The organism is Polaromonas potterensis (assembly GCF_033446725.1).
Lineage (GTDB): Bacteria > Pseudomonadota > Gammaproteobacteria > Burkholderiales > Burkholderiaceae_C > Polaromonas.
In genome coordinates this window covers 24,279-36,712 of record NZ_JAWQLX010000004.1, presented here as the reverse complement: position 1 = coordinate 36,712, position 12,434 = coordinate 24,279, and the positions used below count along the sequence as shown (strand labels likewise).

The window sequence follows — 12,434 nt, the reverse complement described above, 5'->3', positions numbered from 1 at the left end:
CAGTCGCCGCCCCGGAGAGACCATGGAATTGACCCCCAGAGAAAAAGACAAGCTGCTTATTTTTACGGCCGCCCTGCTGGCCGAACGACGTCAGGCCAGAGGCCTGAAACTCAACTACCCCGAAGCCGTCGCGCTGATCAGCGCCGCCGTGATGGAAGGCGCGCGCGACGGCAAAACCGTGGCGCAGCTGATGAGTGAAGGTCGGACCATTTTGAGCCGTGCCGACGTGATGGACGGCATCGCCGAATTGATCCCCGACATCCAGGTCGAGGCCACCTTTCCCGACGGCACCAAGCTGGTCACCGTGCACCAGCCGATTGTTTAAGCCTCAGCCCGAGACACCTAATGAAAAAACAACTCAAATTCGCTCTTCTTTTTATAGCTGCCTGCGCCCTTTCCGCGGGGGCCATGGCCCATATTGGCGCTGATACCGGCGCGGCCGGCCACAGCCACGGCAGCGGCTTGCTGACGGGTTTCATGCACCCGCTGACCGGCTTGGACCACCTGGCAGCCATGGTCGCCGTCGGCCTGTGGAGCGCGCTGGCCGCACGCCGCGCCTGGCCCGACCTGTTGTGGGCACCGCTGGGTTTTGCCGCCATGTTGCTGGTCGGCGCCCTGCTGGGTTTGCAAGGTGTTCAATTGCCGGCGGTGGAACCCATGATTGCCGCCTCGCTGCTGGTCATCGGCCTGCTGGTGTTGACACGCTGGCAGGTGCCGGGCGTGGTGGCGGCGGCCCTGGTCGGCGTGTTCGCCGTTTTCCATGGCCTGGCCCACGGGCATGAACTGGCCGGTGATGCCCACGCCCTGCCCACCGTGGCCGGCATGCTGGCCGCCACCTTGTTGCTGCACGGCATGGGTTTGGCGGCTGGCTGGGCGCTTCGCCATGCCAGCGTCTGGGTGCCACGCCTGGCCGGTGCCGGCGTGGCGATTTTTGGCCTGACCTTGCTGGGCCGCTTGGCCTCATAAACCTAGAAACTGCAGTTGGCCGCTTATCTCCCTCTCGACACTTTGCATGAACACAAACCTCTTCGCTCACGCACGAGTTCGCCTGTTGGCTGACAGCGCTACGCACCCGATTGAGCCGCCCTGGCGCGCGCTGGCGGCGTTGCTCCTCCTTGCGGGCATCAGCCCGCCGCGTCGTCGCGCCTTGCCCGCCCATCCCATGACAGCCCACTCAGGCGCGTCCAACTGCAGTTTCTAGGTTATCCACCATGATCCCAGGCGAACTGCTGACCGACGGTCCCGACCATGCACTCAACACCGGGCGCCGCACCCTGACCGTGGTCGTGCAAAACACCGCGGACCGACCCATCCAGGTCGGCTCGCATTACCACTTTGCCGAAACCAATGGCGCGCTGGCTTTTGACCGTGCGGCGGCACGTGGCATGCGGCTGAACATTGCGTCGGGCACAGCGGTGCGTTTTGAGCCGGGCCAGCAGCGCACGGTGGAGCTGGTGGACTATGCGGGCGAGCGCAAGGTGTTTGGATTTCGCGGTTTGGTTCAGGGAGCTATTTGATGCCCCCACCTTCATCACTTTGTGTATTCACTGCCCCACTAGGGGGCGTCCGCCTCTCTTGGGGCGGCCCCAAGGAAGTCCGGTAATGGCAACGATTGGCAGACAGGCTTACGCCGAGATATTCGGCCCCACCGTGGGTGACCGCGTGCGGCTGGCCGACACCGAGATCCTCATCGAAGTCGAGGCCGACTACACCTTGCGCGCCGGCAGCTATGGCGAAGAGGTCAAGTTCGGCGGCGGCAAAACCATACGCGACGGCATGGCGCAATCGCAGCACACACGTGCCGAAGGGGCCATGGACTGCGTGATGACCAACGCGCTCATCATCGACCACTGGGGCATCGTCAAGGCCGACATCGGCCTCAAGGGCGGACGTATCGCCGCCATCGGCAAGGCCGGCAACCCCGACACCCAGCCGGGTGTGGACATGATCATTGGCCCCGGCACCGAGATCATCAGTTGTGAAGGAAAAATCGTCACCGCCGGCGGCATTGATTCACACATTCATTTCATCTGCCCACAGCAGATTGAAGAGGCCCTGGCCGCAGGCATCACCACCATGCTGGGCGGCGGCACCGGGCCAGCCACCGGCACCTTTGCCACCACCTGCACACCCGGCCCGTGGAACATCGAACGCATGTTGCAAGCGGCAGACGCCTTCCCCATGAACCTGGGTTTTCTCGGCAAAGGCAATGCCAGCCTGCCGGCCGCGCTGCACGAACAAATCAACGCGGGGGTGATCGGGCTCAAGCTGCACGAAGACTGGGGCACAACACCGGCCGCCATCAGCAACTGCCTGGACGTGGCCGAAGAAACCGACACGCAGGTGGCTATCCACAGCGACACGCTCAACGAGAGTGGCTTTGTCGAAAACACCATTGCCGCCACCAAGGGCCGCAGCCTGTGTGCCTTTCACACCGAAGGTGCGGGCGGTGGCCACGCGCCCGATATTTTGCGGGTGGTCGGTGAGCAGAACTTTCTGCCTTCGTCCACCAACCCGACCATGCCTTACACCGTCAACACGCTGGACGAACATGTAGACATGTTGATGGTTTGCCACCACCTGAATCCGGCGATTGCCGAGGACCTGGCTTTTGCCGAAAGCCGAATTCGCAAGGAAACGATTGCGGCCGAAGACGTCTTGCACGATCTGGGTGCGATCAGCATGTTCAGCTCGGACAGCCAGGCCATGGGCCGCGTCGGTGAGGTGATCATTCGTTGCTGGCAAACAGCGCACAAGATGAAGGGCCAACTCGGCAAACTGCCCGGCGACACGGACCGTCACGACAACTTCCGCGCCAAACGTTACATCAGCAAATACACCATCAACCCGGCGATCGCCCATGGCATCGCGCACGAAGTCGGCTCCATCGAAGTTGGCAAGTGGGCCGACCTGGTGGTCTGGAAGCCGGCCTTTTTCGGCATCAAACCGGCGCTGATCCTCAAAGGTGGCTTCATCGCCATGGCCGCCATGGGCGACCCGAACGCCTCCATCCCGACGCCACAACCGGTGCACTACCGACCCATGTTCGGCGCCTATGGCGGTGCCATGGCCAAAGGCTCACTGACGTTTGTGTCGCAGGCGGGCCTGGCCGCGGGCGTGAAAGAACGTTTCGGCCTGGCCAAAACAATCGCCGCCGTCAAAAACATACGCGGCGTGCAAAAGCGCCACATGGTCCACAACAACTACGCGCCCAGGATGGAAGTCGACGCGCAAACCTACGCCGTGCGGGCCGACGGCCAGTTGCTCACCTGCGAGCCGGCACGCAGCCTGCCCATGACGCAGCGGTACTTCTTGTTCTGAGCACCGAGACGATGACCGCTTTTCATATTCGAGCTGACGATCTCAGCGACCCGCGAGTCGCTGTCTTTCTGGAAGAACATCTGGCCGATATGCGCCGCGTGTCCCCGCCTGAAAGCGTCCATGCCCTGGACTTGGCGCAATTGCGCCAGCCCTCGATTCTTTTCTTCAGTGCCTGGGATCAAACCATCCTCAGCCCACAAACCAAGCTGTTGGGAACCGGCGCGCTCAAGCTGCTGGATGACGGCCATGAGAAATCAAATCCATGCGCACCCATACACAGCGCCGAGGGCAAGGGCTGGCCGGGCTCATGTTGCATCACCTCATCCAAGTTGCCCGCACCCGGGGACTGCAGCGACTCAGTTTGGAAACCGGGCCGCAAGATTTTTTCGCTCCAGCACGGCGCCTCTACCAGCGCCATGGGTTTCAGCCTTGTCCGCCGTTTGCAGACTACTGGGATGACCCCTACAGCACTTTTTTCACCTTGCAGCTTTAGGCCCACCATGACTGCACTCCCCAACCTGGGCACGACAATAGCCACCTTGCAAAAATCGACACCAGAATGCTGACCGTATCCAAACTCATCCCCCAAGGCCAAGGCCTCGCCCCCGTGCTGCTCAAACGCGCCGCCACCGTCGAACTCGACTGGGACGTGCGCCAGAAAAGCCGCTTCGAAGCGACCGACTCGCTGGGTCGCCAGCTCGGCGTCTTTTTGCCGCGTGGCACCTTGGTACGCGGCGGTGACGTGCTGCTTGCCGAAAATGGCGCTATGGTGAAAGTGATTGCGGCACCGCAAGTCGTGCTGCGTATCACCGCCTGCCCAACCCATGGCAGCCCGTTTGACCTGGCACGTGCGGCCTACCACCTGGGCAACCGGCATGTGCCCATCGAACTCAAGCCCGACCACCTGAAGATAGAGCCCGACCATGTGCTGGCCGACCTGCTGCGGTCCATGCACCTGATCGTCAACGAAGTCAGCGAAACGTTTGAACCGGAAGGCGGGGCCTACAGCGCAGGCGGACATGCCCATGCGCCAGTAACAACAGTTGCGGCCCCCCATGTCCACGGTCCGGACTGCAACCACGGGCATGAACACGGTCACTCCCACCCTGAAGCGAAGCCGGTGGCGATCCAGATTCACAAACACAAGCCGCACAGCCATTGAGCCCAACACCCACGTCCTTGCCGGCCGCCAGCCTGCTGCAATTGATCTGGCTGGCCTCCCCGGCCTTGCCTGTAGGCGGATTTTCCTACTCCGAAGGGCTGGAAGCCGCCGTGGACAGGGCGGATGTAGCTACTGAAAACGTAGCGGCCGACTGGCTCAGCGATCAACTGCACATCAGCCTGGCGCGCGGCGACCTGGCCGTGTTAGCCAAGGCCATTCCAGCCTGGCGCAACGATGATCTTGACGCCGTGAAAGCGCTCAATGACTGGGTGCTGCAAACCCGCGAAACCAGCGAACTGCGACTGCAGGCCGAACAAATGGGGCGCTCGCTGCTCGAATGGCTGCGCAACCACCACAGCGTCAGTGCGGCCCAGATCGACACCTGCGCACAATTGCCGCCCACCTACCCCCTCACCTTTGCGCTGGCCGCTTCACCTTTAGCGGCAGGGGTGTCCGATTGCCTGCTGGCTTATGCCTTTGGCTGGGCCGAAAACATGGTGCAGGCGGCACTCAAATCGGTCCCCTTGGGGCAAAGCGCCGGCCAGCGCATACTGGCACGGCTGGCCGCAGAAATTCCGGCGGCCATCGCCCAGGCGACAGAACTGGCCGACGATGAACGCCAGGCTTTTTCACCCATGCTGGCCATTCTTTCTTCGCAACACGAAACTCAATATTCCAGATTGTTCAGATCATGATCGCAGTGCAGAACCGCTTCAAACAAGATCAGGCCCCCTCGGGGGGCAGTGCAGCCGCCACAGCGGCCAACGTGGGGGCATTATGAGCATGCATCACATCGCCAACCGCACGAAGAAACTTCCACCGCTGCGCGTCGGCATTGGCGGCCCCGTCGGCTCCGGCAAAACCACGCTGCTGGAGATGTTGTGCAAGGCCATGCGCGACAAGTACGACCTGGTGGCAATCACCAACGACATCTACACCAAGGAAGACCAGCGCATCCTGACCGTCAGCGGCGCGCTGGATGCCGAACGCATCATGGGCGTGGAAACCGGCGGCTGTCCGCACACCGCCATCCGTGAAGACGCCTCCATCAACCTCGAAGCCATCGACCGCATGCTGGTGGATTTTCCGGATGCCGACGTGGTGTTTGTGGAGAGTGGCGGCGACAACCTGGCAGCCACCTTCAGCCCCGAACTCAGCGACCTGACGATTTACGTGATCGACGTGGCGGCCGGTGAAAAAATACCGCGCAAGGGTGGCCCCGGCATCACCAAAAGCGATTTGTTTGTCATCAACAAGACCGACCTGGCCCCTTATGTGGGCGCCGACCTGGGGGTGATGGAGGCCGACACCATACGCATGCGTACCACGGCCAAAGGCCTGAAACCTTTTGTCATGACCAACCTGAAAACGAACACCGGTCTGGCCGAGGTGGTCGCGTTTATCGAAACCCAGGGCATGCTGGGCACAGGTGGCACCCAGAGTTAAAGCTCGCTGGCGTCCTTGAGGATGCGCGTCTTGTAGATCAAGCGTGTTTTGGCCTGTCCCGGCGGCCCCGAGGACATGGCCAGAATGTCCATGCCCTCATGCACCCAGGAGGCGCTTCCTGCGACTGCGCCCGACAGGCCACCGTACAAAGGCAATTCAGGTCCGTATTCGGCACGCAGAGAGACCACCAGCTTCGCGAAGGCATCGTCCGGAGGGGGGTTGATGTCGGGTTGCAGTAACAATTCCACGCGCTGCAAGCTTTGCTGTGCGAAGAAAAAGGTTTCTTCGAGAACGTAGCCACCCTGCTGCACACCCGAAACACGCCAGCTGCCAACGGTGCCGGACACGGTTTGCGGTCGCCGCACAGCATGGAGTCCCGGTACGGCCTCCCGCAACTCGGCAACACTCATGCCCAGATGTACACCCGGCGGCATCAACGCCTGGGCCGATGCGGCACAAGACACCCCTGCCAGCAACCATCCGGCAAGGACATGCCATGAACGAGCGGAAAATATCATGGGGGTGTTTGAATGGCCTCGGAACAATCCTTGGCCCTTTGGCGGAAGCGGTGAGATTCGAACTCACGAAACCTTTCGGTTTGCCGGTTTTCAAGACCGGTGCAATCGACCACTCTGCCACGCTTCCAGGAGCCGTAGTTTAACCGGTAACGAGGCGATGATTTCAATACAGCCTGCTTAGGAGGACTTGCCGAGGATGGATTTGCCCCCTGCATCCAGCCACACCTGATAAGGTCGATGTGGGCTTGTCTGCCTTTTTTCCGTTTGTAAAGTGCCGAAACTTTTGCGCCCTCGACCAGTCTGAAACCGATGTATCACAGCAGCGTATTTTTCGAGTTGGAGTTTTTTCTTCTCGTGGCTTTTTCCATCGTGGCGCCCGGCATTTTGCTGGCCATCCTGTCGCTTAAAAAAGCCATCTCCCGAAAAACCGTTCTTTGGTTCGGCGTCGCGCTGATCGTCCTTGCGGGCATTGATATTGCCCTTCTGCAAATGTTGTCGGCATTGGTCAAACTCACGCCACCTGGTTTGGACGACACATTATTCGCGTCCGAGCTGTCGATAGCCCTTTATTTGCTGCCCGCAGTGCTGGCCGGTATCGGCATCAACGTGGTGTCGCACGTCCTGATTCATCACCTCCTGGACGCGGAAAAACGATTCGATCGCGAACACGAAAAACCATAAGGCCAGTGGCCCAGTCCTGGCCTTATGGCTTCCTGAAATGGGCCAGCGCAGTAATATGACAAGCCCTTGCTTTCAACCCTTCCGGGTTCAAGCTTCAAAGGAGTTTCAGCGATGACATACTGCGCAAAAATTTCGGCGATAACCCTGTTGTATGGCTCGGTTTCGGCTTTTGCAGCCGGTGGCGGCGGAGGCGATGTCTCAGCAAACACCCGTGCACCTGCAGACCCGGTGGTGGCTACGGCTCAGGCGGCTATTGCCCAGAAGGACTGGACCGGTGCCCAAAACGGCTTGCAGCAAGCGCTGGCAGCCAATCCGCAAAACGCCGATTACCACAACCTGTACGCTTATTCGCTCCGCATGGGCTCCAATCCCAACATGGCCCTGGTGTTCGCGCATTACGAGGATGCTCTGAGGATCAACCCCAAACACCGCGCGGCGCACGAATATGTCGGTGAGGCCTACCTGATGGTGAGCGACCTGCCCAAGGCCAAACAACATCTGGACGCACTCAACAAACTGTGTTTTCTTCCGTGTGAGGAATACAGCGACCTGAAAAAAGCCGTGGCGTCCTACGAAGCCAGCCACAAGCCCTGACCGGCGTCCCCGCGCGTCAGTCGGCCAGGAACAAGGCCTGCAAATCGTTCAAAAAGTCAAAGCCGCGTTCGGTCGGTTTGACACGAATAAAGTCGCGCTCAATCAGGCCCTTGCGCTCGGCTTCTTCCAGCCCGGCCTGAATTGCCGTCATCGGCAGGCCGGTTTTTTCCGTGAAGTCCTGCAGCTTGAAACCTTCGCGCAGACGCAAGGCATTGAGCATGAATTCAAACGGCAACTCAGCACGGCTGACCTCGTTGTCCTGCGCCACGGCGTTGCCGGCCAGGGCTTTGTCCATGTAGAGTTTGGGCTCGCGAAACCGCACCTGGCGCACCACGCGGTGCGCGAAACTGAGCTTGCTGTGCGCGCCGGCGCCTAAGCCCAGGTAGTCGCCAAACTTCCAGTAGTTCAGGTTGTGCCAGCAGCGATGGCCGGGCTTGGCGTAGGCCGATATTTCGTAGCGATCCATGCCCGTCGCACCGGTCATCTCCGTGATGCGGTCCAGCATGGCATAGGCGTCGTCGTCTTCGGGCAGTGCCGGCGGGTATTTGGCGAAATAGGTGTTGGGCTCGACCGTCAGGTGGTAAATCGAAATATGCGGCGGCTGCAAGGCCAGGGCCTGGCGCATGTCCTGTTCCAGGTTGTCCAGAGTCTGCCCCGGCAGTGCGTACATGATGTCGAGGTTGAAGGTGTCAAAGGCCTGCGCGGCTTCTTCCACCGCGGCGATCGCCTGGGCGCGGTCATGCACGCGGCCCAGCGCCTTGAGGTGCCTGTCGTCAAAACTTTGCACACCGATAGACAGCCGCGTGACACCGGCGCTGCGAAAGGCCTTGAAGCGGTCTTTTTCAAAGGTGCCGGGGTTGGCTTCCAGCGTGATTTCGCAGTCCGGCTCTAGCCGCAGCCGGGCGCGGATATCGCCCAGCAGACGATCTATGGATTGCGGCGAAAACAGGCTGGGTGTGCCGCCGCCTATAAAAATGCTGTGCACCGTGCGACCCCAGATCAGGGGCAACGAAGCCTCCAGATCGGCCATCACGGCGTCGAGGTAACGCTGCTCGGGCAACTCGCCTTTAACCTCGTGCGAGTTGAAGTCGCAATAAGGGCATTTTTTCAGGCACCACGGCAAATGTACGTAAAGCGACAGCGGCGGCAAGGCCACCAACTGCAAGGTGCCGTCACGCATGTAGTGCTGGATGTCCTTGGGGGTGGCCCCCGTCTCCTCCGCGGGAGACGCGCTGACGACGGGTATCGGGAAAATCATGAGGGGCTCACAACCAGCGCTCGCGCATCAGTTCCATCATCTGGCGTGCGGCCATGCCGCGGTGGCTGTGGGCGTTTTTGACCTCGACCGGCAATTCGGCAAAGGTTTTTCCGAACGCCGGAATAAACATTACCGGGTCAAAGCCAAAACCGTTGCTGCCGACCGGCTCGCGGGCGATCTCACCCGTGACGCGGCCCACGGCAATCAGCGGCTCCGGATCATCCACGGAGCGCACGGCAACCAGGGTGCTGACCAGCGCAGCGCGGCGGTGACTAATCCTGTCCATCTGCTCTATCAGGGCGCGCACGTTGTTGTCGTCGCCTTTGTCATAGCCAAACTGCGTGGCGTAATAAGCCGTGTCTACCCCCGGCAGGCCACCAAAGGCATCAACACACAAACCGGCATCGTCGGCCAGCGCCGGCAGGCCGCTGGCCTGTGATGCGTGGCGCGCCTTGGCCAGGGCGTTTTCGACAAAGGTACGAAACGGCTCTTCGGCCTCGGAAATCCCCAGCTCGGACTGCCGAACCAGCGTCATGTTCAGGGGCGCCAGCATGGCCTGCAGTTCGGCCAGTTTGCCGGCGTTGTTTGATGCGAGTACGATTTTCATAAGTAAAATATGGCTCTAGCCCAATGAGGACGCTCGCAAGCAGCTATCAATTCAGGAGCGACTGCTGCTGCAGGACGACCAGCTCGCTGATGCCTTTTTCAGCCAACTGCAACAAAGCATCCATTTCCTTGCGCGTGAACGCAGCGCCTTCGGCCGTGCCCTGTACTTCAACGTAATGGCCAGCGCCTGTCATCACCACGTTCATGTCGGTGTCACAACCAGCGTCTTCGGTGTATTCCAGGTCCAGCAAGGGCGTGCCCTGCACAATGCCCACGGAAATCGCGGCCACGTGGCCGAGGATGGGTGTTTCCTTGAGTTTGCCGTCGGCCAGCAGCTTGTTCACCGCATCCTGCGCCGCAACAAACGCGCCGGTGATGCTGGCCGTGCGTGTGCCGCCGTCGGCCTGGATCACGTCGCAGTCGAGGTGAATGGTTCGTTCACCGAGTTTTTTCAGGTCGAACACCGCCCGCATCGAGCGGCCGATCAAGCGCTGGATTTCCTGCGTGCGCCCGCTTTGTTTGCCACGCGCCGCTTCGCGGTCGCTGCGAGTGTGGGTGGCGCGCGGCAACATGCCGTATTCGGCTGTCACCCAGCCTTCGCCGCTGCCTTTTTTGTGGCCCGGGACTTTTTCTTCCACCGAGGCCGTGCACAAGACCTTGGTGTTGCCGAACTCGATCAGGACCGAACCTTCGGCATAAGCGGTATAGGCGCGGGTGATACGCACGGGACGCAACTGGTCGGCAGCACGGGCGCTGCTTCTTTCAAATGAACTCATGAGGGATAGCTTTCTGGCGACAAGACGCCGAAGGTAGAAATGATGGCAAAAGCAGAGGGAAATCAGGCGCCGGCAAGCCGCACAAGCCGCAGCAGGCGAATCAGACCCTTTTGGCCGCAGAGCGGCGTATGGCCTCGTTGATTTCGGCGATGGAGCGTTCGATCGCCGCATCGTCCAGGTCTTCCACGCTATTGTCGAGCACGCCGGCCTGGATGGTCGAGGCAAACACACCGTCCATGATGTCGTCGGTCGAGACCCCGCGCGTCGACTCAAAGGCGTCGGGCGTTTCCCACTCCATGGCCAGCACGGTGACATTGTCGCCATGTTCGCCGCCATTGCGTAAAGCATGTTCGACCATGCCGGGCACCGCGTCGGACACGCTTTTGGCCGCCATGTGGCGCACGATTTCGCTGTCGCTCAAGCTGCCCCAGAGACCATCGGAGCAGAGCATCAGCTTATCTCCCTGCTGCAAAACCACCGGACCGGCGATATCAAACACCGGCTTGGACGGCGAGCCCAGGCAGGTGAACAAGATGTTGCGGTTGATACGCTCCAACTTGATCACGCCGGCGTTTTGCTGCTCCAGGTAGGAGTGGTCGCGTGTGCGGGTCAACAACTCGCCGTCCCGAACCACGTAGAGCCGCGAGTCGCCGCAATGCACCCAGGTGGCACCGCTGCCCTGCAAGATCGCCGCCACGATGGTGGTGCGCGGCGTGTCCAGCATGCCTTTTTCACTGGCATAACGGATGATCTGGTGATGCGCGGCCATCAGGGCCGAGGACAAAAACTCGGTCACGTCCTTGACCAGCGGTCGGGCTTCTTTTTGGTACAGCGCGGAAATGGTTTGCAGCGCCAGTTGCGCGGCCACTTCCCCTTCGGGGTGCCCGCCCATGCCGTCGGCCAGCACAAACAGGCCGGACTCACGGGTGTAGCAATAACCCATGCGGTCTTCGTTTTTTTCGCGGCCGCCTTTGCGGCTGACCTGGAAGACGGAGAATTTCATTTGAATTTCGTCGCAAAGCCGGTGGCCTTGCGCGCGCTTTTCTTGGTGTCCGACACCATGTTGTCAAACTGCAGGCGCATTTTTTCGCCGACCGTGAGTTTGGTGTAACGCCGCTCCCCCTCGCGGCTGAGTTCTTTTTGCAAGGCAAAAACCGATTGCGGCCGAGACAACGGGTCCAGCGACATACACCATTCCACGACCTCGATCAGGTTATCGGAATACACACCACGCAGGCGCGACAGCGCCAGCGAGAGCCGGTCTTTTTCCAGGCGCTGCGGCGCGTCGTTGGGCGGATAACCCTGCATGGTGGCGTAAATGCAGGCGCCAATGGCGTAAATATCGGTCCACGGGCCCATGGAGGAGTCGCGGCGGTACATCTCGGGCGCGGCGAAACCGGGCGTGTACATGGGCCGGATGAAGTTGCCTTCCTTGCTCAAAACCTCGCGCGCGGCGCCAAAATCGATCATCACGGCCTTGTTGTCGTCGGTGATGAAGATATTGGCCGGTTTGATGTCCAGGTGCAGCATTTTGTGCTGGTGCACGATGCGTAAACCGCGCAGAATCTCATCAAACAGCGAGCGAATGGTCGATTCGCGGAACACTTTCTGCTTTTTGAGTTCGCGCGCCGTGATGATGAAATCCTGCAGGGTACCCCCCTCCAGGTAGTTCATCACCATGTAAACGGTTTCGTTTTCGCGGAAGAAATTGAGCACGCTTACCACCGACGCATGCGAAATTTGCGCCAGTGAGCGGCCTTCTTCAAAGAAGCTTTTCAGGCCCAGGCGGTACAAAGAGAGCTTTTCTGGCTGTACCTGGGGCAACAATTCGCCGGGCTGGCGGCTGGCCAGGGAAGACGGCAAGTACTCCTTGATGGCCACCTGCTGGCCTTCGTTGTCCACGGCCAAGTAAACTACACCAAACCCGCCGGCCGACAGCTTGCGCACAACGCGATAGCCGCCAATGACGGTATCGGGTGGGAGTGGCGCGGGCTTGACCTTTGACATAATTCGGGATTGAAGCAAGGTGACGGGATCACCAAGTCCTGTTTACTCTACGAAAAGCGTATTAC

General features: G+C 60.5%; 16 protein-coding genes and 1 tRNA gene. 10 read left to right on the top strand and 7 right to left on the bottom strand.

Annotated features, from left to right (window positions below):
• Positions 1–22: 22 nt before the first annotated feature.
• The 8 genes from R6254_RS08980 (at position 23) to ureG (ending at position 5,929) form a co-directional block, all read left to right on the top strand.
• Positions 23–325 carry an urease subunit gamma gene (locus R6254_RS08980; protein WP_305562254.1) on the top strand — a complete coding sequence of 101 codons (303 nt, stop codon included), beginning with the start codon at positions 23–25 and terminating at the stop codon, positions 323–325.
• Positions 326–345: 20 nt separating this feature from the next.
• On the top strand, positions 346–966 hold the full coding sequence (locus R6254_RS08975; protein WP_318406158.1) for a HupE/UreJ family protein: 621 nt from the start codon (positions 346–348) through the stop codon (positions 964–966).
• 245 nt (positions 967–1,211) lie between these two features.
• A complete protein-coding gene (locus R6254_RS08970; protein ID WP_318406156.1) occupies positions 1,212–1,517 on the top strand; it encodes an urease subunit beta in 306 nt (101 codons plus the stop codon).
• 85 nt (positions 1,518–1,602) lie between these two features.
• Positions 1,603–3,321: an urease subunit alpha gene (ureC, locus tag R6254_RS08965; RefSeq protein WP_318406154.1), complete on the top strand. Its 1,719-nt coding sequence runs from the start codon at positions 1,603–1,605 to the stop codon at positions 3,319–3,321.
• 11 nt (positions 3,322–3,332) lie between these two features.
• Positions 3,333–3,887, top strand: a complete 555-nt coding sequence (locus R6254_RS22000) for a hypothetical protein (RefSeq protein ID WP_489685528.1) — start codon at positions 3,333–3,335, stop codon at positions 3,885–3,887.
• The gene (gene ureE, locus R6254_RS08950; protein ID WP_318406150.1) at positions 3,881–4,483 is read left to right on the top strand and encodes an urease accessory protein UreE; all 603 of its coding nucleotides are present in this window, start codon (positions 3,881–3,883) and stop codon (positions 4,481–4,483) included. The genes R6254_RS22000 and ureE overlap by 7 nt, the downstream gene beginning before the upstream one ends.
• Complete coding sequence (locus R6254_RS08945; RefSeq protein WP_318406148.1) at positions 4,480–5,178, top strand: urease accessory protein UreF; 699 nt, start codon at positions 4,480–4,482, stop codon at positions 5,176–5,178. The genes ureE and R6254_RS08945 overlap by 4 nt, the downstream gene beginning before the upstream one ends.
• A gap of 82 nt (positions 5,179–5,260) precedes the next feature.
• A complete protein-coding gene (gene ureG, locus R6254_RS08940; protein ID WP_318406147.1) occupies positions 5,261–5,929 on the top strand; it encodes an urease accessory protein UreG in 669 nt (222 codons plus the stop codon).
• On the opposite strand, the gene R6254_RS08935 is transcribed toward ureG, so the two are convergent.
• Positions 5,926–6,447 (bottom strand): hypothetical protein, encoded by a 522-nt coding sequence (locus tag R6254_RS08935; protein ID WP_318406146.1) that lies wholly within the window; start codon positions 6,445–6,447, stop codon positions 5,926–5,928. The genes ureG and R6254_RS08935 overlap by 4 nt on opposite strands.
• 39 nt (positions 6,448–6,486) lie before the next feature.
• Positions 6,487–6,574: transfer RNA gene (locus R6254_RS08930), tRNA-Ser, on the bottom strand.
• Positions 6,575–6,756: 182 nt separating this feature from the next.
• On the opposite strand from R6254_RS08930, the gene R6254_RS08925 reads away from it, so the two are divergent.
• On the top strand, positions 6,757–7,128 hold the full coding sequence (locus R6254_RS08925) for a hypothetical protein (RefSeq protein WP_318406144.1): 372 nt from the start codon (positions 6,757–6,759) through the stop codon (positions 7,126–7,128).
• A gap of 111 nt (positions 7,129–7,239) precedes the next feature.
• Complete coding sequence (locus R6254_RS08920) at positions 7,240–7,722, top strand: tetratricopeptide repeat protein (RefSeq protein WP_318406142.1); 483 nt, start codon at positions 7,240–7,242, stop codon at positions 7,720–7,722.
• Positions 7,723–7,738: 16 nt separating this feature from the next.
• On the opposite strand, the gene hemW is transcribed toward R6254_RS08920, so the two are convergent.
• The 5 genes from hemW to R6254_RS08895 all read right to left on the bottom strand — a co-directional run bounded on the left by hemW (position 7,739) and on the right by R6254_RS08895 (position 12,369).
• Positions 7,739–8,980: a radical SAM family heme chaperone HemW gene (gene hemW, locus R6254_RS08915; RefSeq protein ID WP_318406140.1), complete on the bottom strand. Its 1,242-nt coding sequence runs from the start codon at positions 8,978–8,980 to the stop codon at positions 7,739–7,741.
• Positions 8,981–8,987: 7 nt separating this feature from the next.
• Positions 8,988–9,587: an RdgB/HAM1 family non-canonical purine NTP pyrophosphatase gene (gene rdgB, locus R6254_RS08910; RefSeq protein WP_318406139.1), complete on the bottom strand. Its 600-nt coding sequence runs from the start codon at positions 9,585–9,587 to the stop codon at positions 8,988–8,990.
• A gap of 46 nt (positions 9,588–9,633) precedes the next feature.
• Entirely contained in the window at positions 9,634–10,362 is a 729-nt protein-coding gene (rph, locus tag R6254_RS08905; RefSeq protein WP_318406137.1) for a ribonuclease PH, read from the bottom strand.
• Positions 10,363–10,462: 100 nt separating this feature from the next.
• Positions 10,463–11,365 (bottom strand): PP2C family protein-serine/threonine phosphatase, encoded by a 903-nt coding sequence (locus R6254_RS08900; RefSeq protein WP_318406135.1) that lies wholly within the window; start codon positions 11,363–11,365, stop codon positions 10,463–10,465.
• Complete coding sequence (locus tag R6254_RS08895; RefSeq protein ID WP_318406134.1) at positions 11,362–12,369, bottom strand: serine/threonine protein kinase; 1,008 nt, start codon at positions 12,367–12,369, stop codon at positions 11,362–11,364. The genes R6254_RS08900 and R6254_RS08895 overlap by 4 nt, the downstream gene beginning before the upstream one ends.
• Between the last annotated feature and the right edge of the window lie 65 nt (positions 12,370–12,434).